Here is a 22,942-nt window from a genome sequence, read left to right as displayed (position 1 = left end):
GTGAGTTTTTTTACAGCAGCGTTCCGCGCAGGATCACCAACGCCACCGAAAAATAAATCACCAGCCCGGCGACATCGACCAGCGTGGCGACGAACGGAGCCGACGCGCTGGCCGGGTCGAAGCCGATGCGCTTCAGGGCGAACGGCAGCATCGATCCCGACAGCGAGCCGAAGGTGACGATGCCGACTGGCGTGGCGCCGATCGTCATGGCGATCAGCGGCCAGTGCGGGCCGTAGTCGTAGAAGCCGAGATACTGCCAGAGCGCGATGCGGCAGACGCCGACTACGCCAAGGATCGAGCCAAGCACCAGGCCGGTGGGCAGCTCGCGCAGGGCCACCCGCCACCAGTCGCCAAGGCCGATCTCGCGCAGCGCCAGCGCCCGGATGACGAGCGAGGTCGCCTGCGAACCGGAATTGCCGCCGGAGCTCATGATCAATGGAATGAACAGGGTCAGCACGATCGCCTTTTCCAGCTCGCCCTCGTAGCTCTGCATCGCATTGGCGGTCAGCATCTCACTGACGAACAGCGCGCATAGCCAACCGGCGCGCTTCTGGATCATCGCCGGAAAGCTCATCTTCATGTAGGGCTCGTCCAGAGCTTCCATGCCGCCGAAACGATGCACGTCCTCCGTCGTTTCTTCGATCATCGTGTCGATGATATCGTCGATGGTGACGATGCCGAGGAGTTTGCCGTTGTCCACGACCGGAACGGCGAGCAAATCATATTTGGAGATCAGTTGGGCGACCTTCCCGCTGTCGGTCAGCGGCGAAACGGTGACAGGTGCGCGATCCGGCGCGATTGCCATGATCAACTCGTCGGGCTCACCTGCGATCAGACGGCGCAGGCTGGTCGAGCGCAACAGGACATGCGTTTGCGGATCGACGATGTAGATCGCGTAGACGGTTTCGCGCGTCCGCTCCACCTTGCGGATGTAATCCAGCGTGCGGGCCACGCTCCAGTCCGAGGGCACGCTGACATATTCGGTCGTCATGAGCGAGGCGGCGCTGCCCTCGGGGTAGCCGAGAATGGCAAGCAGCGTCGCGCGCAACGGCGGCGCGAGGCCGCCGAGTAATTCGGAACGAGCCGGTTCGTTCAGATCGCGCAGTATGTCGGCGGCGCGGTCGACCGACATGGCGGCAAGCAGTCTGCCTGCCTTGATGCGGGGTAGCGCCTCGACGAGTTCGGATGCGCCGTCGAGTTCAGGCTGGTCGAAGATCTCGACCAGCCGCTCGAACGGCACTTCGCAGAGCAGCTCCGATGCCGTCTCGCGGGGCTCCCGGTTCAGGGCCTCGACGATGTCGGCGACGTGTTCGTTGGCAAGCACGCGGGCGATGGCGATGGCATCGCCGCCCGCGACAGGGGAAAATTCGTTCATGGCTCACTCTTTGCCGTCCGGCAGGACGTGAGCCGGTCAGGTCACGTCAAGCGGACGGCGGTTGCGTTCGACTGTGACTGTCGCCAAGCATGGCGCGGTGACCTTTCTGCTCGCGGGTTCGGGTGAGATTCTGCAAGCCGGCGGAACATAGGAGCGCGCCTTGCCGAGTCAATCGCAAGAGCAGCTGAAAACAGCAGCAGACCGGCTGGATCGCGAGACTGTGATCGGGCTACGTGGCAGGCTGGCCTGGGGATGCCGGCAACGACAGTGGCGCCGCGGCTATCTCTGCTTCAGCCGGCGGGGAAAGCGCAGCCATTTGTCCTCGGCCGGCCGCGTTGGCTGCGTGAGGATGGTGGTGAGCTCGACCGGCAAGCTCGGAACCAGCGGCTTCTTGGTGGCGACGCCGTCGGCGATGGCAACCACGCTGTGGTAGAATTCGGTGCCCGCGAGCGATCTCGGCGGCGCCGCCTCGTGCATGATCGAGATCACGGTTGCGTCGGGGCAATTGTCCTTGATCGCCTGATGGAAGGCGATCTTTCCATCGGGGTCGAGCGCGCCGGTGGCTTCATCGAGGAACAGCAATCCCGGCTGCTGCAGCACGATGCGGGCGACAACCAGCTTCTGTTTCTGCCCACCCGAGAGAACCTGATCCCAGATCTTTCCTTCACGGCTCTCATCGGCCAAATGCTCGATGAAATCGCCGAGGCCGGCCTTGTGCAGGGCGGATGCGACCTGCAGGTCGGCGTAATCATGCTCGGAACCGGGCAGGCAGACCAGTTGCTTCAGCGAGACCTGCTGCAGCTTGACTTCCTGGGCGGCGTAGAAACTCTTGACCCCTTCCGGGAAGACAATGGTGCCGCGGCCATAGGGCCACAGGCCGTTGATCGCCTTGATCAGCGAGGTCTTGCCGCAACCTGATTCGCCCTTCAGGAACGTCCACTCGCCGCGCCGGAAGCGCAAATTCGCGGCGCTCAGGAACGGTGATGCGTCCTCGCCCTGATGCGCCAGCTCGAGCTTCTGGATGGTCAGGCCGAACACCGGGTTCTGGCGGTCGTAGCGAAACTCGGAGCGGCCGGTCAGGCTGTAGAATTCCTGCGGGTGCTGGACGTTTTCGATGGCGTTTGCGAGTTCTGTGACGCGCTGGCTGTTGGCTCGCACCGCGGCTATGGCAGGCATAACATGTATGAACCATGAACATTGGCTGATCAGCGAGTTGACCATCTCGGAGCCGGTTATGTAGCCCTTGAGATCGAAACCGTTGTGGATGAAGGGAACAAGGCCTGGCCCGTAGGCCACGATGCGGGCACCGATGAAATTGTAGATCAGCTCGAACGAATTGTAGCCGGTGTTGACGATGTTCAGCCGCGCCCATGTGCGGTCAATGTCGACATAGCGCTGGCTGTGCACTGTCTTCTGCACATCCTCGCCCTGCGATGCGGCGACGTGAAAACTGCGGCGCAGGAACGTGATCAGCTCGCCGCGATAGCTGCCTTCGGCCTGCTGCATTCTAACGTTGAGCCGTTCCAGCAGCCTGCCCAGCTTGACCGCGATCCAGGTGTTCAACGGCACGTAGGTGGCGACCGCCAGAAAGGCGAGGACGGCGCTGCCATAGCTGCCAAGGAATTCCAGCCCTTTGACCTCTGCGGAGTGTGCAAGCAGTTGCTGGCCGACGAAATACAATGAAGTGGCAACGGCCAGAACCCCCATGGCGAGGCCGATGGCTCCGCCCGTCATATCCTTGATCGATTCTTGGATGCGCTGGTCGATATTGTCGGGAGCGGCGGCGCCTGACGAGCCATGCTGAGCGTGGAAATGCGTGTGATTGGCGTCAAGCAGGGCTTCGTTGAACTGGCTGTCCAGCCAGCCGCGCCATTTGCGATGCAACGTTGCGGATACCAGGCTGCGGATACCGGTAAAACCCGCATCCTTGAGCACGACCAGAAGGACAAGTATCCCGGCATTGGTCAGCAGTGTCTGAAGCGGGGTGGTGTTTGCGGCATCGTGGAAAAAGGCGATCGAGTTGACCAGCTCTCCGGACGCTACGGCAAACCAAACGCCTGACTTGCTGGAGAGCGCGGTGAGCAGCGCGATCACCAGGGTCAGCGTCCACGCTTCCATCCACCGGTCCGAGAACCAGTAGGCTCGCATCAGTCCCCAGAAGCTGCGCATCGACGATACGGGCGTCAGGGGCGACGGCCTTGCGGCACCGCGGAGCCATTTTTCCGATATTGAATGTCGCGTTGGTCTATCGACCCGAATCACTATCCCGCCCAAACGATTTTTCTTTTGTTACGCACAGTAACACCAATTGATCATTTTCCATTAGCTTTTCTCCAGCCGCAGGTGGATTGGCTCGCCGGCCGTTGCCGTCGAGCAACAGAATGAATGATCACGGCGCCATGCCATCACATGTCGAGAGGCGGATTACGTGCGCAATTTCAAAGGATTGCCAGCCTGCGCGGGTGAATTAAACACCTTCCCTCAGGGAAGCCGTTCGCACAGCTTTGTGAACACAAGGGCGTGGCCAGCGGCCGATCTTCACACCTTGAACCGGCCTGGGTACGCGAACTGTTCTGCCTTCAGCGTGCATTTTACGACCATGTCCAACCTCGTCGGCGGCCAGAAAGTGACTGTGATTCGTGGGTTGAACCGTCTTGTCGATACCTTGCCGCGGCCAAGCCTTGCCGGCACAGTCCATGACGCGAACCAGAACTATTAGATCGTGCTTATTTAGAGCGCGCACAAACTGAGTTTGACAATGATGTGCTGCGGATCGAACCTGCCGGGTGCGTTCGGGTTTGAACTGGGGGGAGTCCTTTATGCTTGCACGAATACTACTAGCCGCGACGCTCGCAACATTTACCTGGCTGCCGCAAACACATGCCGGCAGCCAGGCCATCCCGGCAAGTGCTGAAGGGCAGGTCGAGTTCAACACGCCGTCCGGCAATATCGGCTGCATCTACACGCCGAAGGGCGGCACCAGCACCTACGAGCCGCAGGATGGCGGACCGGAACTGAGCTGTTCGCGCGTCGAGCCCAGCTACGTCACCATCATCCTCGGCCCGAAAGGTCCGGCGACGCTGATCAAGAATCCTGGCGAGCAAGGCTGCTGCGGCGACGTCGCCAAACTGGCTTATGGCAATAGCTGGAGCAAGGGGCCGTTTTTCTGCCAGTCATCCACCAAGGGATTGACCTGCACCGGCAAGCATGGCCATGGCTTTTTCGTCAGCAAGGCCAAGGTGACGGTGAAATAGTCCGGCTCAGTTCGCCGTTTCCAGTTCGCCGCGTGCCTTGGCCGCGGCGACCTGGCGGAGCGCATCGGCAAGCGTATCGGCGTCCTGGGCTCCCATCACCGCATATTTGCCTTCAAGCAGAAAGCACGGCACACCCGATATGCCCATGCGCGAAGCGGTGGCGATTTCGGTGCGCACCGCCTCGACATCGGCGTCGGTCGGCAGAAGCGTTTCGACCACGGACGCATCCATGCCGGCCTCGCGGGCGGCTTCGATCAGCACGGCATGATCGCCGAGATTGGCGCCTTCCTCGAAATTCAGCTGGAACAGCCGGCGCACCACCCGGTTCTGAATGGCCTCGCCGGCCGTCCCGGCCCAGCGAATGAGCCGGTGCGCATCCAGCGTATTGGGCGCGACCTTGATGGCGTCAAAGGCAAAGGAAATCCCTTCAGCCTCGCCCAACGGCTCGATCCGGGCATGGATTTCGCGGATGCGTTGCTCGCTGCCGAATTTCGCCACCATGTAGTCGCGGCGGTTCTTGCCTTCGGGCGGAATCGTCGGGTCGAGCTGGAAGGGCCGCCAACGTATGTGAACGTCGATATCGACGGCGGCAATCGCCTTGTCGAGCCGTTTCTGGCCGATAAAGCACCAGGGGCACACGACGTCGGAGACCACATCGACGGTAATCGAGTTCTCGTCGTTCATCTTGATCTCCTGTTCTGAAGAGGTCACTTCGGTTTGCGCCACCAGGTCGGCAACTGATAACCGTATATGGGCGTCTTTTGCGGGTGTTCCAGATAGTTCCAATAAGCGAGCCATTGCTGGTTGTTGTGCTGCGTCGGCACCATGTAGTTGCCGGAGATCAGCAGCCGGTCGAGAACGCGGACGGCGGCGACATAGTCCTCCTTCGAACGAGCTCTCAGCATCGCCTCGATCGCCCCATCCACCGCCGGATCGGCGACGCCGGCGAGGTTGAACGATCCTTCGGCCTTGGCGGCAGCGGATCCCCAGCGCCCGGTTTGCTCGATACCGGGCGACAGCGAGTTGTTGAAACCGGTCGAGCCGACCAGCACCTCGAAATCGAAACGCTGCTTGCGCGACTGGATCTGGTCACCATCGAGGCTGCGGATGCCGACATCGATGCCGAGCTTCTCAAGGGTGCGCTGATAGATAGCGGCAAGTCGCTCTTCGTCCTGCGAGGCGGTCAGGATCTCGAAACCGAACGGCTTTCCCTCGGGATCGAGCATCGCGCCGTCCTGCACCGTATAGCCCGCACTCTTCAGCAGCTCGAATGCCGCCTTCAGCACCTTGCGGTCCTGGCCGGAGCCGTCGGTAACGGGCGGCCTGTAGGTGCCGTCCATGACATCTGCGGGCACGCGGCCGGGGTAGGGGGCCAGCAGGGCCTTTTCCTTTTCGCTGGCCGGGTGGCCGAGCGCGGACAGCTCGGAATTCTGCCAAAAGCTCATCGTGCGCGTGTATTTGCCGCCGAACAGATTCTTGTTGGCCCATTCGAAATCGTAGAGCATGCCGAGCGCGCGCCGCACGACCGGATTGGAAAATTTCGGCAGCCGCGTGTTGAACAGGAAACCGTTGACCACCGGCGGAATGCCGGTATCGAAAGTTTCGGCGATGACCTCGCCCCTGTGGAAGGCCGGAAAATCGAGATCGCGCTCGCGTTTGACCGGGTCGCTGTCGTCGTCGATGGCGCAGATGCCTTTCTTGAACGCTTCCTGCTTGGCGTTGGCGTTGAGGAAATATTCGATGGTGATCTGGTCGTAATTGTCGAAGCCGCGCTTGGACGGCACGTCCTTGCCCCAATAGTCCGGATTGCGCTTGAACACGATGCGCTGACCGGGCACGACTTGCGCCACCGTGTAAGGCCCGCTGCCGATCACCGGCTTTAGCGTCGTCCTGTCGAAGGTGTCCTTGTTGAAGGCGTGTTTCGGGATGATCGGCGTCAGCGCAATGATCAAAGGAAATTCGCGGTCGGCCTTGTCGTTGAAGGTGAAGCGCACACTGCGGTCGCCGGTCTTTTCGAGCTTGGCAATCGCTTTCATTCGCTGGCTGTAAGGTGGGCGGCCCTTCTCGGTGAAGACGTCATAGGTAAACAACACGTCTTCCGGCGTCACCGGCTCGCCGTCCGACCATTTGGCGTTGGGATCGAGGTGGAATTCGATGCTCTTGCGCTCGGGATCCATGTCGGCGGTATCGGCGAGCAGGCCGTAGAGACTGAAGGCCTCGTCGTAGTTGCGCTGCATCAACGGCTCGAAGACAAGATTGCCAAAAGCTTGATCCATCATGCCGCGCGCGGTGGTGCGCAGACTTCTCAGGATGAACGGATTGAGAGTGTCGAAGCTGCCGACGACGCAAGAGGTAATGCTGCCGCCTTTCGGCGCGCCGGGATTGACGTAGTTGAAATGATCATAGTCGGCCGGCAGCGCCGGCTCGTCCTGCATGGCAAGCGCGTGCTTCGGTTCCGACAGGGCCGACTGCAGGGAAAGGCCGACAAACAACATTGTGGCGATCAGCCAAACGACAACGCGGCCCATGACCGTCTCCTTCCCGATTCGACGCGCAGCATACATGAGCCGGTCGTGCACCGGCCAACCCCTTGACCCAATCCCTCGGCTAAGATTCGCAAGGCCCGGGCTGGATTCGGCATCGCTTGCAGTGTAACACGCCGTCCGAAGTCATTCTGTTGCCTCATTTCGGCAACAGGTAGCTGGACCACACGGCGCGAAAAGCCGGTTCCGGGATCATTTGAGAGGAATGCACGACATGACGAGCCTGAACAGCAACGCGTACCGCCTGTCGGTCATGGCCGCTGGTGTGGTCGGCTTTCTCGGCGCCGGGCTCCCCGCTGCTTCCGCGCAGCAGCAACAGCAGATTCCGCAAGGCTGGTTCAAGGCCTGCACCAAGCAGGAAGACGTCGACATCTGCAACGTCCAGAACATCACTACTGCCGGCAACGGCCAGCTCATCACCGGAGTCAGCCTGATCGAATTGAAGGGCAAGGTGAACCGCAAAGTGTTCCAGGTGACGGTTCCGACCGGCCGTCTGGTTCCTCCCGGCATCGGCCTCCAGATCGACGCCGGCAAGGCGCAGAAGCTCGACTATGTGATCTGCTTCCCGGACCGCTGCGTGGCGGAAGTGCCGCTGACCGACCAACTCGTCGCATCCTTCAAGAAGGGATCGGCGCTGACGCTCACCTCGGTCAATTTCCAGAACCAGCCGAACCCGATCAAGATTGCGCTGACCGGCTTCAGCGGCGCCTTCGACGGCCCGCCGCTGCAGCAGTCGGACATCGAGGACCGGCAGAAGAAGCTCCAGGAGTTCGTCGCCAAGAACAATCAGGATTTTGCCAAGAAGCTCAAGGAAGAGCAGGACAAGGCGAAGGCCGCCAACTGATCGACGGGTTTTCAAACCAACAAAAAGCGGGGTTCATGCCCCGCTTTTTTCGTTTGAACCGGCCGATTGTCGGGTCCAGCCATGTGTCAAGCCGGCCAAGTCCCAGCCCAGTCCCAGCTAACTCAATGTCTCGATTGGTGCTTCGGCTCGTAGCGCCCGTCCGACTTCTTATCGAACATCTCACCGATCTGCGGATGCCGGACCGGTTCGCCCGACCGGTCCTCAAGCAAATTCTGCTCGGACACATAGGCGATGTATTCCGTTTCCGAATTCTCGGCGAGCAGATGATAGAAAGGCTGGTCCTTGCGCGGCCGCACGTCAGCGGGGATCGCCTCGTACCATTCGTCGGTATTGGCGAATTGCGGATCGACGTCGAAAATGACGCCGCGGAACGGAAACAGCCGGTGGCGAACCACCTGTCCGATCGAGAATTTGGCTGTCTTCATCGCACTCACCACTTTAACTTCCTGAACGCCACGCATCCTGGAACACGCAAGGAACGCTCCAAGACTTTAGACTCTTACGCATCGGGCCGACAAAGATTGGCCTAGACCTTGCGGTCGACATCTTCGTTATTTGGCGCAGACGCCGCGTCAATTCAATCCCGAAGCGCATGATGCCGGGTTGAGCTTGCAGCACGCGGATCAAGGGCGGTGCCCAAGATCGCTATCGCCCAGCCGGGTTTCGCAATCCACCAAAAAATGCTGCAAAACCGCTGCCAGGTCGAAGACCCTCGCGCATGAAAAACGCGCGCAGCGGCGCAAACCCCTCAAGCACGCCAAGACCGGCGCTACGCGCCAGCTGGGCCGGCAGCATGTCGGAAAGCAACGACATGTTGAGCAGCTTGACCGCGCTGCTGCGCGCCAGAATGTCCGGCCGCCGCTTGAAATCATAGGCGGCAAGTGCCTTCGCGGCGCCTGGATCGGAGGAATTTTCCCGAACGATTCCAATCAGGTCTTCGATATCCCTGATGCCGAGATTGAGGCCTTGCGCGCCGATCGGCGGAAACACATGGGCGGCTTCGCCGACAAGGGCCACGCGGTGCTGTGCAAATCGCCATGGGCTCACCGCTGAAAGCGGATAGACCTGCCGCCCGGGTTCCACCGACACACGGCCCAGCATCGATTGCATCCGCTGTTCGACCCGCGTCGAAAGCTCGGCGTCGTCGAGTGCTGCAAGGTCCTTGGCGATATCCGGTTCGAGCACCCAGACAAGGCTGGACCGGTTGCCGGGCAGGGGAACCTGTGTGAACGGACCGGTCTCGGTGTGGAATTCGGTCGAGGTAAAGGCGTGGTCGCTGCGGTGACCGAAATTGAGCACCAGCGCCGCTTGCGGATAGGATCGGACCGATGTCCGGATACCGGCTGCCTCGCGGGCCGGCGACTGGCGGCCATCGGCGGCAACTGCCAACGACGCCTCAACCTCGCTGCCGTCGGCGAGAAAGGCATGGGCATGGTCGGCATCGAGGCGCCATGCCTCCACCATCGACTTTCGCCACTCGATGCCCGAATGTGCGCCAACAGCCTCGGCTAGCGTGCGGCTGAGGACACCGTTGGGCAAGTTCAGCCCGAATTGCTCCTCGTCGATCTCGCTGGCGCGAAAGGTCACTGTCGGGCTGCGGATCAGCCGGCTGGTTGCATCGACGATGCGCATCACCTTGAGCGGCGCTGCGTGTGGCCTGAGGCGGTCGAGGACCCCGAGCCGCTCGAACATCTTCAGGGCAGGGTTCATCAAGGCTGTCGTCCGGCCATCGGGGCCGGCTGCCTCAGGCCCTACCAGCGTCACGGGAAAGCCGGCGTCGGCAAAGCCAAGCGCCGCGATCAGCCCCGCCGGGCCGCTGCCGGCAACCAGTATCCGTGCTGTTTCCCGATGGTCCAAATTCGGCTTCCGGATTGCGAGGCGAGGCCTATCCGACCTGTTGGTCCATATAGGTCAGGTGATGCGTCTTGATCAACGCGGCGATTCGGCCCATTCGGTTGCCATGACCGGCCAACAAGACGATTTCAGCCACCTCGACCGTACCGGCCGCGCGATGGCGAGCGTTGCGCGCAGCCCTCGACTGACGGTGAGCGTTGTTGCTGGCATGGGCGTCGCCCTTGCCTGGCTCCTTCTCGGCGCGATGGCGATTCGTGGTGCCGTAAGCCGGCTCCCGGGCGCCGATGCACCCGGCGACACCATGCTGGAATACCTGCCGCAACTGCCGCTGCCGGATTTCCTTGCGCGTTTCTCCGCCCTCTGCCTTGCGCCTGCGCCGCTTCGCGCAAGCATAGGTGCGCAAGGCGGGGCACTCACCGCGATGTGGTTGTTGATGGCCATCGCGACCATGCTGCCCTCCGCGGCGCCGATGATCCGCACCTATTGCGAGATCGCAGATACCGCCCGGATCAAGAGGGAACCGATCGTCCATCCGCTGGTCCTGGTCGCTGGATATTTGAGCGTCTGGCTTGCCGCCTCGGCAACGTTCGCAGCCCTGACGCTGGCAGTCCATGCATTCGCGTCATCCGGGCAGATGCTCGATCCGGCGGTTGGAATTGCCGGAGCAGCCGCGCTGTCGATCGCCGGTCTCTATCAGTTCAGCTGGTTGAAGGAAGCCTGTCTGGAGAAGTGCAGAAATCCGTTCTCGGTCCTGTTCGCCAACTGGAGCGCCAAGCCCATTCGCATTTTCCGGCTCGGCATGGAGCAGGGCCTATGGTGCCTTGGATGCTGCTGGGCACTGATGCTGGTGATGTTTGCAGTCGGTGTGATGAACGTGTTCTGGATGGCGCTGATCGGCCTGTTCACCCTGGTCGAAAAACAGACGGCAGGCAATCTGCTCACGCGGCTGGCCGGTGCAATACTGCTTGTCTGGGCAGCCGCGCTGCTAGTAGTCTCGACATGAGGGGGAGATAATTCGATGACAGATGAAGGCTGGGCAATGAAGGGAGAGCTCGTCCTCTCCTGCAATTGCACGGTTTTTTGCCCGTGCGTGCTGTCGCTCGGCAGTCATCCGCCAACAGAAGGCTATTGCCAGACCTGGGCCGGATTCCGCATCGATGCCGGCCATTTCGGCGAGGTCGACCTGTCCGGTCTCAATCTTGGGCTGGTCATGGAAATCCCCGGCTATATGAGCCGTGGCAACTGGACTGCCGGCTTGTTCATCGACAAGCGCGCTTCGGTTTACGCTGTGAAGGCACTGACGAAGATCTTCACCGGCAAGGCCAGCGGAACCACATCGCTGCTCTCCATCCTGGTCGGAAAGTTCCTCGGCGTCGAGCAGGTGCCGATCACCTACGAGATGCGTGAGAAAACGCGCATCTTCCAGATACCGAGGATCATCGATGGTGCGGTGACGCCGATCGTCGGCAAGGACCGTGACAAGGATACGGTCGTCAGCAATTCGGAATACTGGATCGCACCGGAAATCATCGTCGCCAAATCCGAAAAGAGCAAAATGCGGGCCTTTGGCCGCAACTGGAACTTTGCCGGCCGTTCGGCCGAAATCTGCAAGCTGGACTGGCGGGGCCCGTGAGCAAGAAGACGACGGCCAGGAAAATCGCCGACCGGATTCCGCGGCCGAAGAAGAAAGTCACATGGCCGCAGGCGCGGGCGTTCTCGGTCCATCTTTTGACCGCGTCGGGCTCGTTCCTGGCGTTCCTGTCGCTGGTGGCAGCGAGCGAGCAGCGCTGGACGGCGATGTTCTGGTGGCTGGGCCTGGCGCTGTTCGTCGACGGCATCGACGGGCCGATCGCCAGGAAGCTCGATGTCAAGGAAATCCTGCCGACATGGTCGGGCGAACTCCTCGACAACATCATCGACTACGTGACCTACGTGCTGATCCCGGCCTTCGCGCTCTATCAGCGCGGCTTCATGGGCGAGCGCCTCTCTTTCCTGTCGGCGGCGATCATCGTGGTGTCCAGCGCCATCTACTATGCCGATACCGGCATGAAAACGAAGGAGAATTTCTTCAAGGGCTTTCCTGTCGTCTGGAACATGGTGGTGTTCACGCTGTTCGTCATCGAACCGGGACAATGGGTTTCCTTCGCCGTGGTCGTGGTGGCGGGCATCCTCACCTTCGTGCCGATCCATTTCATCCATCCGGTGCGGGTAAAGCGGCTGCGGCGCATCAATCTCGGCATGACACTGCTTTGGTGCGCTTTTGGCGCGCTGGCGCTGGCGCAGGCCGCCCTTGCCTCCTTCTACGACCAGATCGGCGTGCTGGGCGAGCAGGTGAGCGTTTTCATCAAAATTGGGATTACGGTCACCGGGCTTTACCTCGCTTGCATCGGCGCTATCATGCAGTTCTTTCCAAATCTCGGCGCCAAGCCGGATGACAAAAAAGCCTGATCCCAAGAGAGCCAAAAAATGTCCAAAGCGATCCGCATCCATGCCCATGGCGGTCCGGAGGTCCTGACCTATGAGGATGCCGATCCCGGGCAGCCGGCCTCGGGACAGATCCTGGTCAAGCACACCGCCATCGGTCTCAATTTCATCGACGTCTATTATCGCTCGGGCCTTTATCCGCTACCCAGTGGGTTCCCGCTGATTCCCGGCGGCGAGGCGGCCGGCGTGGTTTTGGAGGTCGGCGCAGAAATCGACTGGCTGAAGCCCGGAGATCGCGTCGCCTATGCCGTGACCACCGGCGCCTATGCGGAGCGGCGCGTGATCGCCGCCGATCGCGTGGTGAAAGTGCCTGACGGCATCGGCGACGATCAGGCCGCGGCGATGATGCTGAAGGGCATGACCGCCGAGTATCTGTTGCGCCGTACCTTCAAAGTGAAAGCCGGCGACACGATCCTGTTTCATGCGGCGGCCGGCGGTGTTGGGCTGATCCTCGGCCAATGGGCCAAGCATCTCGGTGCGACGGTGATCGGCACCGCAAGTTCGACCGACAAGATCGAGCTCGCCAAGGCGCATGGCTTCGACCACGTCATCAACTATCGCGAGCAGGATTTCGTCGCCGGCGTTGCCGCCATCACCGGTGGCAAGAAATGCGACGTCGTCTATGATTCGGTCGGCAACGACACATTTCCAGCCTCGCTCGATTGCCTGCGGCCGCTCGGCACGTTCGTCAGCTTCGGTCAATCGTCTGGGCCGATCCCGCCCTTCAGCATCTCATTGCTGGCGCAGAAGGGCTCGTTGTTCGCAACGCGGCCGACGCTGTTCGTCTATAATGCCAAGCGCGAAGACCTCGAGGCTTCCGCCGCCGCATTATTCGATGTGGTGCTCAGCGGTGCCGTCAAGATCAGGATCAATCAGCGTTACGCGCTCAGTGATGCCGGCAAGGCGCATTCCGATCTCGAAGGACGCAGGACGACCGGGACAACGATACTTATCCCTTGAACGCCCGCAGTTTTTCGGCCCGCCGACGCCGCGGTTCTTGCGAACTGCTCTTTACCGCTTGAGTTTCCGCTGAAATTCTTGAAGCTCTTTCAAGTCGCGAGGCGCTTACCGGCGACAGCGGGCCGCGCATACCATGTTAGCGGGAACACAGAACATGTCTGGCAAACCAGATGGAGGCACTGTGAGTGCAGATCAGGACGGCGCAAACCTGCTGGAGGTTCGTGGCCTTACCAAGATATTCGGCACGCTGACGGCGTGCGACCATGTCGACCTCAACATCGCCAGGGGCGAGATCCACGCGTTGCTTGGTGAGAACGGTGCTGGCAAGTCGACACTGGTGAAAATGCTGTTTGGATCGCTGGAACCGAATTCCGGCGAGATTTTCTGGAATGGCCAGGCGGTCAGGATCACCAGCCCCGGCGCCGCAAAAAAGCTCGGCATCGGCATGGTTTTCCAGCATTTTTCACTATTCGAGGCGCTGACGGCGGCGGAGAACATCGCGCTGTCGTTGGATGACGGCTCGCCGATAAGCACGATCGCGGCCAAGGCGAGGGCGCTCTCTTACAGTTACGGACTGCCGCTCGACCCGCTATCGCTGGTCGGCGATCTGTCGGTTGGCGAGCGTCAGCGTATCGAGATCATCCGCTGCCTGTTGCAGACGCCGCAGCTCATCATCCTCGACGAGCCGACTTCGGTGCTGACGCCGCAGGAAGCCGATAAGCTGTTCGAGACGCTCGAACGGCTGCGCTCGGAAGGAAAATCCATTCTCTACATTTCGCACCGGCTGGAAGAGGTCAAACGCATTTGCGACCGCGCCACCGTGCTGCGTCACGGCAAGGTGGTCGGCCATTGCAATCCGCGCCAGGAAACCGCGTCTTCGTTGGCACGGATGATGGTCGGCAACGAGGTGCAGGCCGTGGTGCGCGCGCCGGCAGAAGATATCGAGACCGCCTCGACCTTGCTTGAAATCCGCGCACTCACCCGCAAGCCGGCGACACCGTTCTCGATCCCGCTCAGGAACATCAACCTTAAGGTCCGCGCCGGCGAGGTGATCGGCATTGCCGGCGTCGCCGGCAACGGCCAGGGCGAATTCTTCGAAGCCGTCTCCGGCGAGGTGCTGCAGCAGGATGCCGGCTCGGTCCGCATCCGCGGCAAGGATGCCGGCGGCCTCACCATCACCGGTAGGCGCCTTATGGGCGCTGCCTTCGTCCCGGAAGAGCGGCTCGGCCATGGCGCAGCGCCGCGCATGAAGCTTTCGGAAAACCTGCTTCTGTCGCGCCATGCCACCGACGGCAAAATGTTTGTCAGCGCCGGTGGAATGGTCAAGAGCGATGCGATCTATGCCGCTGCCCAGCGCATCATCAAGGCGATGGACGTGCGCAAGAGCGCGCCGGATCCGGAGGCTGCTGCTCTTTCGGGCGGCAATCTGCAGAAATTCATCGTCGGCCGAGAACTCGACCGCCGACCAAGCGTCATGGTCGTCAACCAGCCGACCTGGGGGGTCGACGCGGGTGCGGCGGCCCACATCCGCCAGGCGCTGATCGAGCTGGCGCGCAGCGGTTCGGCGGTGCTGGTGATCAGCCAGGATCTCGACGAGCTGTTCGAGATATCCGATGCAATCGCGGTCATGCATAATGGCGAATTATCGAAGCCGCTGCCGATAGCCGAAGCGACATTCGAGAAGATCGGGCTGCTGATGGGCGGCGCCGAGCCCGGCCACGCCGAACACACGCTGGAGACGGCCTGATGCGCCTCGAACTCGTCAAACGCCCGCAGCGCTCGATGCTGTTTTCAGCACTGTCGCCTTTCATCGCTTTCGTTTTGACGATCATTGCCGGCGCCATCATGTTCGCGCTGCTCGGCGTCAACCCGTTGACCGCCTTCCATATCTACTTCATCGAACCGATCAGCCAGGTCTGGCAGCTGCATGAGCTGGCGATCAAGGCCGCCCCCCTGATCCTGATCGCGGTCGGGCTGTCGGTCTGCTACAAGGCCAACATCTGGAACATCGGCGCCGAAGGCCAGTTCATACTGGGCGGTATTGTCGGCTCGATCATCCCCGTGCTGTTTCCGCAGTTCGAAGGTCCATTGGTGTTGCCGCTGATGCTTCTGCTCGGCATGGTCGGCGGGGCGGCCTATGCCGCAATCCCCGCACTGCTCAAGACGCGCTTCAATACCAACGAGATCCTGACCAGCCTGATGCTGGTCTATGTCGCCCAGCTCTTCCTAGACTGGCTGGTGCGCGGGCCGTGGCGCGATCCGCAGGGCCATGGTTTCCCGCAGACCATCCAGTTCAACGACTCGGCCATACTGCCGGAGATCCTCCCGGATTCCGGCAGGGCAAACTGGGGATTTGTCTTCGCGCTGGTCGCGGCGGTGCTGATCTGGATCCTGATGAGCCGTATGCTGAAGGGCTTCGAGGTCCGCGTGCTCGGCTCGAGCCCAAGGGCAGGGCGCTTTGCCGGTTTCGGCCTCAGACGCATGGTTTTCTTTGCCTTCCTGCTGTCCGGGGCATTGGCTGGGCTTGCCGGCATTTCGGAGGTCTCTGGTGCCATCGGCCAGCTGCAGCCGGTGATCTCGCCGGGCTACGGCTTTACCGCCATCATCGTGGCATTCCTCGGCCGGCTCAATCCGCTCGGCATCGTCGCCGCAGGCCTTGTGCTGGCGCTGACCTATCTCGGCGGCGAGGCGGTGCAAAGCGCGCTCGGCATCTCCGACAAGGTGGCGCGGGTGTTCCAGGGCATGCTTTTGTTCTTCGTGCTCGGCTGCGACACGCTCATTCATTATCGCATTCGCCTGACCGGCTTTTCCGCGCCGAAGCTCGAGGCAGCGCCGAAGATGGAGGAAGCCCGCTGATGGACATTACCGTCAACATCCTCTTGACCATCGCGACGGCGGCGACGCCGCTGCTGATCGCGGCGATCGGCGAGCTGGTGGTCGAGCGCTCCGGCGTGCTCAATCTCGGCGTCGAAGGCATGATGATCATGGGCGCGGTCGGCGGCTTCGGCGCCGGCTATCTCACCGGCTCGCCGTGGATCGGGCTGTTGGCGGCGATCGCAATGGGCGCGCTGTTCTCGCTGCTGTTTGCCGTCATGACGCTGTCGCTGGCCACCAACCAGGTGGCGACGGGCCTGTCGCTGACGCTGCTCGGTCTCGGCCTCTCCGGCATGATGGGGACGAATTTTGTCGGCCAGCCCGGCCAGAGGCTGCCAAACCTCGATATTCCCGGCCTCACCGCAATCCCGATCGTCGGCAGGCTGCTGTTCGGCCAGGATCCGATCTTCTACATCTCGATCGCGCTGACTGCCGTTGTCATGTGGTTCCTGTTCAAGACCCGCACCGGGCTCACTCTGCGCTCGATCGGCGACAGCCACACATCCGCCCATGCGCTCGGCATCCACGTCATCCGCTACCGCTATCTTTCGGTGATCTTTGGCGGCGCTTGTGCAGGGCTTGCCGGCGGCCACCTGTCGCTGGTGTACACGCCGCAATGGGTGGAGAATATGACCGCCGGTCGTGGCTGGATCGCGCTGGCTCTGGTCGTCTTCGCCTCCTGGCGGCCATGGCGGGTGCTGGCCGGCGCCTATATCTTCGGTGCAGTGTGGATCGGCCAGCTTCATGCACAGGCTTTTGGCATTCCGGTCCCCTCGCAACTGCTTTCTTCGTTGCCCTATCTGGCAACCATCGTGGTTCTCGTTCTAATCTCGCGCAACAAGCGTTTGACGATGATGAACACGCCGGCTTGCCTGGGGCAGCCATTCGTTCCGGATCGTTGACAAACAAAAAGACGGAAGCTCCAAGGCTTAACTCAGAGAGGTAACACAATGAAAAGACTACTTATTGCCCTGATGGCGACGACGGCCGCATTGTCGCTGGCGGCCTCAGCCGAGGCGGCGGACAAGCTGAAGGCCTGCTGGGTCTATACCGGCCCGATCGGCGATTTCGGCTACTCCTACCAGCACGACCAGGGCCGGCTCGAGGTGGAAAAGGCACTCGGCGACAAGGTCGAGACCGCCTATCTCGAGAATGTCTCCGAAGGCCCCGATGCCGACCGCGCCTTCGAACGCCTGGCACGCGAGGGATGCAAGATCATTTTCGGCACGTCCTTCGGCTTCATGGACCCGGAAGTGAAGATCGCCAAGAAATTCCCCAAGGTGATGTTCGAGCACGCCACCGGCTACAAGACGGCCGAAAATCTCGGCATCTACAATGCGCGTTTCTATGAAGGCCGCTACGTACTTGGCCAGATCGCCGCCAAGCAATCGAAGTCGGGCGTCGCCGGCTACATCGTTTCCTTCCCGATCCCGGAAGTGGTGATGGGCATCAATTCCTTCATGCTCGGCGCGCAGTCGATCAACCCGAACTTCAAGGCGAAGATCGTCTGGGTGAACTCCTGGTTCGATCCGGGCAAGGAAGCCGACGCCGCCAAGGCATTGTTCGACCAGGGCGCCGACATCATCGTCCAGCACACCGACTCGACCGCTGCCTTGCAGGTGGCGGAGGAGCGCAAGCTGCACGGCTTCGGCCAGTCCTCCGACATGATCAAGTTCGCACCGCACGCGCAACTGACCTCGCTCACCGACGAATGGGGTCCGTACTATATCAGCCGGGTCCAGGCGGCGCTCGACGGCACCTGGAAGCCCGACAATGTCTGGCTGGGCATCAAGGACGGCGCCGTCAAGCTGGCGCCGTTCACCAACATGCCCGACGACGTGAAGGCGATGGCCGAAGCCACCACTAAGAAGATCGCCGACGGCTGGAACCCCTTCACCGGGCCGATCGCCAAGCAGGATGGCACACCGTGGCTGAAGGACGGCGAGGTCGCCGACGACGGCACGCTGCTCGGGATGAATTTCTACGTGAAGGGCGTCGACGACAAGCTGCCGCAGTAAGCAGCCGCGCTATGCCGACCCTGGTTCCGGTCCGCTTCGTCGGAACCAAGAGGGCGCCTTTGTGCGCCCTTTTTTCGTACGCGTCAGCTGGAAGCGGACTACCTGCTGGTATCAGCGGGCGACTATGGTGTGGACGCCCGCGGGCAGCCTGATGCGATCTGACGTGGGAGCGAGCGCAGGGCGCCCTTCCGTAGTGATCCCCCATATCTCGACGGCACCGCCCAACGGCGTTTCGTCATTGCGGTAACGATTGACGCCAACGAAGAGCTTCTGTCCCATCCGATCAAAAGCCAATCCTTGCGGCAGAACGCCTGCGAGCGGCCATTCGCCGTGTGGTATCAGCCGCCCTGTTTCAGCGTCCAGCTGATAGAGGCTGAGCGACGCGTGCTCGGTCCGGTCGCGCGAGCCGTCCGGCTTGCCGGTGCCGCGAAGATTGGACGTGACGAGAAAGCGGCCATCAGGGCTGAAGGCGATCGTCTCAGCGCCCCAGCCGCCAAGTGCGATGTGAGGCACGGTATGCCGTGCAGCGTCGCCCGTCGCCCCGACATCGGCGAGCCGGACCGTGGTGAGAACGCCCTCCTGAACTCCATAGAAACCGACCGTATCGATTCCCCATTGGACATCGGAGGTGATATAATGGCGGCCGTCCGGCGAGAAGCGGCCAACAAAGGGGAACTTATTCGTCTGGACGCGATTGCCCCAGGGACGAATGCCCGAAATCGCTCCGTTCTGCGCGCGCAGGACCTCGTAGAAGGCAACCTGGCCACGGTCGACGAGATTGACCGCAATATACCGGCCGCTTGGATGCCACTGCACCCAGGTCGCCTTCAACGGAATGAAACCCGTTGACGGCTCAAGGTCCAGACCGAAACTGGAGACAGGACCGAACCGGCCCTCCCTGACCGGAACAAAAGAGAGTTCGCGGTCGGCATCACTGGTGATTGCAACGATGAGATCACCTGCTGGATTGAGATGTATCGCCTGCGGTTGTATTCCGATCCGAACGCTGTCGACCACCGCCGAGCGGCCGCCATCCAGCCGCAACGATCGGATCGTGTCGCCTTGCTGCAGCTCATCGAGGCGGGTGGCCCCTTCGGGCCGTTGGCGGAAAGTCTCGGCGACGAAAGCGAACTGGCCGCCCAAGGAGATGTCGAGTGCTCCCGGCGGCCCGTAGGTCGAATTCGAAACTTCGATCATCGCGATAGAGCGGGATTTCTCCGCCGGCGAGGTGACGACTGAGAGCGTATCGCGATGGTCCAGGTCGGGAGGCCCGAGCTCCCCCGTCTCGTACACGGTCGGCACCATATCGATGTCGGAGAGTACAAACACGGTTCCGCCCCGATCTTCGGACGGCTGTGCGCCGGGAAAGCTCGGCATTAGAAAAAAAGCAATTGCTATGAGAAACCGGCGTCGCATCGGAACTGTCTCCATTTGTGTCATACGCCAATTTCCAAGTTTGCTTTCAGTCGTCCAATCGATATTTGGTATCCCCATATTCCTGCTGGTAATGACGCTTCGACCGGAGGTCGGTGTGAATCTGGCTGCAGTCGATCTGAACCTGCTTGTTGCCTTCGACGCGCTGCTCAGTGAACGGAGCGTGAGCGGCGCGGCGGCTCGCATCGGGCTCAGCCAGCCGGCGATGAGCAAGCGCCTCGCCAATCTACGCCGGTTTTTCGCCGACGATCTCTTCATCCGTCACGCGGAGGGCGTGCGGCCAACCGAAAAGGCGCTCGACCTCGCCGATCCGATCCGGGCCGCGCTGCGTCAGATCCAGGATGCGTTGGGAGGTTTCGGCCATTTCTCGCCGGAGCGGTCGGAGCGCGTCTTCAGGATCGCGACCACTGACCATATCGCGGCGACCTTGATGCCTAGGCTGATTCCAATGCTCCGTTCAGCGGCGCCGACAATTTCGATTGTCTTGCGCAGCTTGCACCGCCAGGAGATCGTCGATTGCCTCGAGAAGGGCTCGATCGACCTTGCGATCACTATCCTGCCAGACGCGCCGACGACGATCAAACGTGCATCGCTCTTCCACGTGAAATGGATATCGATCGTCTCGACCGAACATCCTGAAATCCGCGACGGACTGACGCTCGAACTCTTCCTGAAATATCCGCATTTGCTGGTCACTCACGTCGGCGACCTGAAGGGCTACATCGATCGCCTGCTGGACGACCGCGGCCTAAAGCGGACCGTTGCAATGAGCCTGCCTTATGCGCTCGCCGTGCCGGCCATCATCGCCGATACGGACATGATCTGCACGTTGTCGGCAAACGTGATTCGCCTTGCGGATTGGCCGCGTGTGCGCTCTTTTCCGCTACCCTTCGATTACCCCGGCTATCAGGAAACCCTGCTCTGGCACCGGAAGAACGACAGCGATCCCGGTCACGCCTGGCTCCGGCGGATGCTTATCCGCGTAAGCGAAACAGTCACGTCCTAGCAGAAAGGCCCTCGCACCTGTCGATCGTCAGACCGCCGAGCCGTAGAGGTCATAAGCGTCGGCGCGATCGATCTTGACCGTGACGATGTCGCCGGCGCGCAGCGGCCGCCGTGACTGGATGTGGACCGAACCGTCGATTTCGGGCGCGTCGTATTTGGTCCGACCCTTGGCCGAATTGCCATGCGCCTCATCGATCAGGACCGGCAGGCGCTTGCCGATTTTCTTGGTGAGCTGCGTTGCCGAAATCTTCTGCTGGCGCTGCATGAAGCGGTGCCAGCGGGCCTCCTTGATCTCCTGCGAAACCTGCTCGAGGCCGAGGTCGTTGGAGCGGGCACCTCTGACCGGCTCGTATTTGAAACAGCCGGCGCGGTCGATCTTGGCCTCGTCCAGCCAATCGAGCAGCATCTCGAAATCATCGTCCGTCTCGCCGGGGAAGCCGACGATGAAGGTGGAGCGGATGGCAAGGTCCGGACAAACTTCGCGCCAGCCACGAATGCGCTCGAGCGTCTTTTCGCCATGGGCGGGCCGGCGCATGTTCTTCAGCACCTGCGGCGAGGCGTGCTGGAACGGAATGTCGAGATAGGGAAGGATCTTTCCTTCGGCCATCAGCGGGATGACGTCCGCGACATGCGGGTAGGGATAGACGTAATGCATGCGCACCCAGACGCCGAGCTTGCCCAGCTCTTGCGACAGATCGAGGAATTTCGCCCGCACTTCGCGATCGCCGAACATGCTGGTCTGGTATTTGATGTCGATGCCGTAGGCGCTGGTATCCTGCGAGATGACGAGGATCTCCTTGACGCCGGCATTGGCCAGCTTCTCGGCTTCGCGCAGGACGTCGGCGACCGGCCGCGAGACGAGATCGCCGCGCAGCGCCGGGATGATGCAGAAGGTACAGCGGTTGTTGCAGCCTTCCGAAATCTTGAGGTAGGCGTAGTGGCGCGGCGTGAGCTTGACGCCTTGCGGCGGCAAGAGGTCGATGTAGGGATCGTGGCTCGGGGGAGCAGCCTCATGCACTGCCGCCATCACGCTTTCATAAGCTTGCGGGCCGGTGATGGCGAGGACGTTGGGATGTCTTTCGCGGATGACGTCCGGCTCGGCGCCGAGGCAGCCGGTGACGATGACCTTGCCATTCTCCGAAAGTGCGGAACCGATGGCATTGAGCGATTCGTCGCGGGCCGAATCGAGGAAGCCACAGGTGTTGACGACGACCAGGTCGGCGCCGTCATGCTTGCGCGCGATCTCGTAGCCTTCGGCGCGCAGGCGCGTGATGATGCGCTCGGAATCCACGAGGGCCTTCGGGCATCCAAGACTGACGAAACTGACGCGAGGGGCGGACATCAAAGCTTTTCCAGATTTCAGGATTGGCGGCGCACTACCACACTTGTCGCGGCATTGGTATGGGCAGCGGCTGCGGCGAAACGCAACCGCCGACGTCGCCAAAGGCTGGTCGATTCGAATTCAAAGGCCGGCGTCGATGCGAAAATCCTGTCGAAGCGTCAGCTCACCGCATTGCTGACATGCGGCAACACTTCGACCGCGCCTCGATAGATCATGTCGAGTGCAACATAGAAGATGATCAAAAGGCCGATATAGGCGATCCAGCGATGGCGGTGCAGCAGCTTGGCGATGAAGGTCGCGGCAAGGCCCATCAACGCGATCGACAGCACGAGGCCGATCACCAGCACCTGGAAGTGATCGCGTGCCGCGCCGGCGACCGCCAGTACGTTGTCGAGCGACATCGAAACGTCGGCGATGACGATCTGCAATGCCGCCTGGCCCAGGGTCTTCTTACGCGCCTTGCCGGCCACCATATTATCGCTGTTGATATCGGAATTGGACAACGCCTCCGTCGCCTCCACTTCGTCGGCATGGGAGGTGCGCAGTTCGCGATACATCTTCCAGCACACCCACAGCAACAGGATGCCGCCGGCCAGCAGTAGGCCGACAATCTGGAGCAGGGTGACAGTGATCGCGGCAAAACCGATGCGCAACACCGTCGCCGCCACCACGCCGATAAGGATCGCTCTCTTGCGCTGCTCGATCGGCAGGCCGGCCGCGGCAAGGCCTATGACTATGGCGTTGTCGCCCGCAAGCACGAGGTCGATGGCGATGACCTGGAGCAGGGCCGTGAGGCCTGCGGCGGTGAAAATTTCCATCGACTGGAAGTCCCTTGCTGATTGGCCGACCGTTCGCGTCGAGTGCCTCGACGCCCTAACGTGTATGGTTCCCGCGCGTCAAGGGACTGGTTGAGACAAGGTCGGTAAACCGCCGG

20 protein-coding genes are annotated in these 22,942 nt (G+C 61.5%); 11 read left to right on the top strand and 9 right to left on the bottom strand.

Features of this window, described 5'->3' with window-relative positions; translation table 11 throughout:
* Positions 1 to 10: 10 nt before the first annotated feature.
* Positions 11 to 1,375 carry a magnesium transporter gene (mgtE, locus tag NKI85_RS22905; RefSeq protein ID WP_352778042.1) on the bottom strand — a complete coding sequence of 455 codons (1,365 nt, stop codon included), beginning with the start codon at positions 1,373 to 1,375 and terminating at the stop codon, positions 11 to 13.
* 279 nt (positions 1,376 to 1,654) lie between these two features.
* Positions 1,655 to 3,544: an ABC transporter ATP-binding protein/permease gene (locus tag NKI85_RS22900; protein WP_352523731.1), complete on the bottom strand. Its 1,890-nt coding sequence runs from the start codon at positions 3,542 to 3,544 to the stop codon at positions 1,655 to 1,657.
* A 650-nt stretch (positions 3,545 to 4,194) separates the two neighbouring features.
* Between NKI85_RS22900 and NKI85_RS22895 the strand changes: the two genes are divergently transcribed.
* Positions 4,195 to 4,629 (top strand): hypothetical protein, encoded by a 435-nt coding sequence (locus NKI85_RS22895; RefSeq protein ID WP_352523733.1) that lies wholly within the window; start codon positions 4,195 to 4,197, stop codon positions 4,627 to 4,629.
* A gap of 6 nt (positions 4,630 to 4,635) precedes the next feature.
* Here the strand turns inward: NKI85_RS22895 and NKI85_RS22890 are convergent, their stop codons facing one another.
* Both NKI85_RS22890 and NKI85_RS22885 read right to left on the bottom strand, forming a co-directional pair.
* Positions 4,636 to 5,313 carry a DsbA family oxidoreductase gene (locus NKI85_RS22890; RefSeq protein WP_352523735.1) on the bottom strand — a complete coding sequence of 226 codons (678 nt, stop codon included), beginning with the start codon at positions 5,311 to 5,313 and terminating at the stop codon, positions 4,636 to 4,638.
* A gap of 23 nt (positions 5,314 to 5,336) precedes the next feature.
* Positions 5,337 to 7,157, bottom strand: coding sequence for an extracellular solute-binding protein (locus NKI85_RS22885; protein WP_352778040.1), 1,821 nt, complete (start codon positions 7,155 to 7,157; stop codon positions 5,337 to 5,339).
* Between the two features lie 229 nt (positions 7,158 to 7,386).
* Between NKI85_RS22885 and NKI85_RS22880 the strand changes: the two genes are divergently transcribed.
* Positions 7,387 to 8,016 (top strand): invasion associated locus B family protein, encoded by a 630-nt coding sequence (locus NKI85_RS22880; protein ID WP_352523739.1) that lies wholly within the window; start codon positions 7,387 to 7,389, stop codon positions 8,014 to 8,016.
* Positions 8,017 to 8,138: 122 nt separating this feature from the next.
* Here the strand turns inward: NKI85_RS22880 and hspQ are convergent, their stop codons facing one another.
* Both hspQ and NKI85_RS22870 read right to left on the bottom strand, forming a co-directional pair.
* Positions 8,139 to 8,462, bottom strand: a complete 324-nt coding sequence (hspQ, locus tag NKI85_RS22875; RefSeq protein ID WP_352523741.1) for a heat shock protein HspQ — start codon at positions 8,460 to 8,462, stop codon at positions 8,139 to 8,141.
* Positions 8,463 to 8,682: 220 nt separating this feature from the next.
* On the bottom strand, positions 8,683 to 9,894 hold the full coding sequence (locus NKI85_RS22870; protein ID WP_352778037.1) for a UbiH/UbiF family hydroxylase: 1,212 nt from the start codon (positions 9,892 to 9,894) through the stop codon (positions 8,683 to 8,685).
* A gap of 61 nt (positions 9,895 to 9,955) precedes the next feature.
* Here NKI85_RS22870 and NKI85_RS22865 point away from each other — a divergent pair, with 61 nt between their 5' ends.
* The 8 genes from NKI85_RS22865 to NKI85_RS22830 all read left to right on the top strand — a co-directional run bounded on the left by NKI85_RS22865 (position 9,956) and on the right by NKI85_RS22830 (position 18,227).
* The gene (locus NKI85_RS22865) at positions 9,956 to 10,894 is read left to right on the top strand and encodes a DUF2182 domain-containing protein (RefSeq protein ID WP_352778035.1); all 939 of its coding nucleotides are present in this window, start codon (positions 9,956 to 9,958) and stop codon (positions 10,892 to 10,894) included.
* Between the two features lie 15 nt (positions 10,895 to 10,909).
* On the top strand, positions 10,910 to 11,524 hold the full coding sequence (locus tag NKI85_RS22860; protein WP_352778033.1) for a DUF1326 domain-containing protein: 615 nt from the start codon (positions 10,910 to 10,912) through the stop codon (positions 11,522 to 11,524).
* Complete coding sequence (pcsA, locus tag NKI85_RS22855; RefSeq protein WP_352523748.1) at positions 11,521 to 12,339, top strand: phosphatidylcholine synthase; 819 nt, start codon at positions 11,521 to 11,523, stop codon at positions 12,337 to 12,339. Before NKI85_RS22860 ends, pcsA begins: the two co-directional genes overlap by 4 nt.
* 18 nt (positions 12,340 to 12,357) lie before the next feature.
* Positions 12,358 to 13,335: a quinone oxidoreductase family protein gene (locus NKI85_RS22850; protein ID WP_352778031.1), complete on the top strand. Its 978-nt coding sequence runs from the start codon at positions 12,358 to 12,360 to the stop codon at positions 13,333 to 13,335.
* Between the two features lie 154 nt (positions 13,336 to 13,489).
* Positions 13,490 to 15,082, top strand: coding sequence for an ABC transporter ATP-binding protein (locus tag NKI85_RS22845; RefSeq protein WP_352778029.1), 1,593 nt, complete (start codon positions 13,490 to 13,492; stop codon positions 15,080 to 15,082).
* Complete coding sequence (locus NKI85_RS22840) at positions 15,079 to 16,191, top strand: ABC transporter permease (RefSeq protein ID WP_352778104.1); 1,113 nt, start codon at positions 15,079 to 15,081, stop codon at positions 16,189 to 16,191. Before NKI85_RS22845 ends, NKI85_RS22840 begins: the two co-directional genes overlap by 4 nt.
* Positions 16,191 to 17,111: an ABC transporter permease gene (locus NKI85_RS22835; protein WP_352778027.1), complete on the top strand. Its 921-nt coding sequence runs from the start codon at positions 16,191 to 16,193 to the stop codon at positions 17,109 to 17,111. Before NKI85_RS22840 ends, NKI85_RS22835 begins: the two co-directional genes overlap by 1 nt.
* Positions 17,112 to 17,159: 48 nt before the next feature.
* Positions 17,160 to 18,227, top strand: a complete 1,068-nt coding sequence (locus NKI85_RS22830; protein WP_352778025.1) for a BMP family ABC transporter substrate-binding protein — start codon at positions 17,160 to 17,162, stop codon at positions 18,225 to 18,227.
* Between the two features lie 111 nt (positions 18,228 to 18,338).
* Here NKI85_RS22830 and NKI85_RS22825 read toward each other — a convergent pair whose 3' ends face one another.
* Positions 18,339 to 19,556 carry a beta-propeller fold lactonase family protein gene (locus NKI85_RS22825; RefSeq protein ID WP_352778023.1) on the bottom strand — a complete coding sequence of 406 codons (1,218 nt, stop codon included), beginning with the start codon at positions 19,554 to 19,556 and terminating at the stop codon, positions 18,339 to 18,341.
* A 202-nt stretch (positions 19,557 to 19,758) separates the two neighbouring features.
* Here NKI85_RS22825 and NKI85_RS22820 point away from each other — a divergent pair, with 202 nt between their 5' ends.
* Positions 19,759 to 20,667: a LysR family transcriptional regulator gene (locus NKI85_RS22820; protein ID WP_352778021.1), complete on the top strand. Its 909-nt coding sequence runs from the start codon at positions 19,759 to 19,761 to the stop codon at positions 20,665 to 20,667.
* A gap of 27 nt (positions 20,668 to 20,694) precedes the next feature.
* On the opposite strand, the gene rimO is transcribed toward NKI85_RS22820, so the two are convergent.
* Positions 20,695 to 22,008, bottom strand: coding sequence for a 30S ribosomal protein S12 methylthiotransferase RimO (rimO, locus tag NKI85_RS22815; RefSeq protein WP_352778019.1), 1,314 nt, complete (start codon positions 22,006 to 22,008; stop codon positions 20,695 to 20,697).
* A 158-nt stretch (positions 22,009 to 22,166) separates the two neighbouring features.
* Entirely contained in the window at positions 22,167 to 22,826 is a 660-nt protein-coding gene (locus NKI85_RS22810) for a TerC family protein (RefSeq protein ID WP_352523761.1), read from the bottom strand.
* Positions 22,827 to 22,942: the final 116 nt, after the last annotated feature.

It is taken from the genome of Mesorhizobium sp. M0571, assembly GCF_040320985.1.
Classification (GTDB): Bacteria; Pseudomonadota; Alphaproteobacteria; order Rhizobiales; family Rhizobiaceae; genus Mesorhizobium.
The sequence above is the reverse complement of the archived record's forward strand: the minus strand, read 5'-3'. Positions and strand labels throughout refer to the sequence as shown.

Bases quoted from the DNA above. Each gene is read 5' to 3' on its own strand.
- hspQ (WP_352523741.1), bottom strand. From the start codon at position 8,462: ATGAAGACAGCCAAATTCTCGATCGGACAGGTGGTTCGCCACCGGCTG.
- NKI85_RS22845 (WP_352778029.1), top strand. From the start codon at position 13,490: ATGTCTGGCAAACCAGATGGAGGCACTGTGAGTGCAGATCAGGACGGC.
- mgtE (WP_352778042.1), bottom strand. From the start codon at position 1,375: ATGAACGAATTTTCCCCTGTCGCGGGCGGCGATGCCATCGCCATCGCC.
- NKI85_RS22895 (WP_352523733.1), top strand. From the start codon at position 4,195: ATGCTTGCACGAATACTACTAGCCGCGACGCTCGCAACATTTACCTGG.
- NKI85_RS22860 (WP_352778033.1), top strand. From the start codon at position 10,910: ATGACAGATGAAGGCTGGGCAATGAAGGGAGAGCTCGTCCTCTCCTGC.
- rimO (WP_352778019.1), bottom strand. From the start codon at position 22,008: ATGTCCGCCCCTCGCGTCAGTTTCGTCAGTCTTGGATGCCCGAAGGCC.
- NKI85_RS22850 (WP_352778031.1), top strand. From the start codon at position 12,358: ATGTCCAAAGCGATCCGCATCCATGCCCATGGCGGTCCGGAGGTCCTG.
- NKI85_RS22880 (WP_352523739.1), top strand. From the start codon at position 7,387: ATGACGAGCCTGAACAGCAACGCGTACCGCCTGTCGGTCATGGCCGCT.
- NKI85_RS22900 (WP_352523731.1), bottom strand. From the start codon at position 3,544: ATGCGCAGCTTCTGGGGACTGATGCGAGCCTACTGGTTCTCGGACCGG.
- NKI85_RS22865 (WP_352778035.1), top strand. From the start codon at position 9,956: ATGCGTCTTGATCAACGCGGCGATTCGGCCCATTCGGTTGCCATGACC.
- NKI85_RS22885 (WP_352778040.1), bottom strand. From the start codon at position 7,157: ATGGGCCGCGTTGTCGTTTGGCTGATCGCCACAATGTTGTTTGTCGGC.
- NKI85_RS22810 (WP_352523761.1), bottom strand. From the start codon at position 22,826: ATGGAAATTTTCACCGCCGCAGGCCTCACGGCCCTGCTCCAGGTCATC.
- NKI85_RS22835 (WP_352778027.1), top strand. From the start codon at position 16,191: ATGGACATTACCGTCAACATCCTCTTGACCATCGCGACGGCGGCGACG.
- NKI85_RS22890 (WP_352523735.1), bottom strand. From the start codon at position 5,313: ATGAACGACGAGAACTCGATTACCGTCGATGTGGTCTCCGACGTCGTG.
- NKI85_RS22830 (WP_352778025.1), top strand. From the start codon at position 17,160: ATGAAAAGACTACTTATTGCCCTGATGGCGACGACGGCCGCATTGTCG.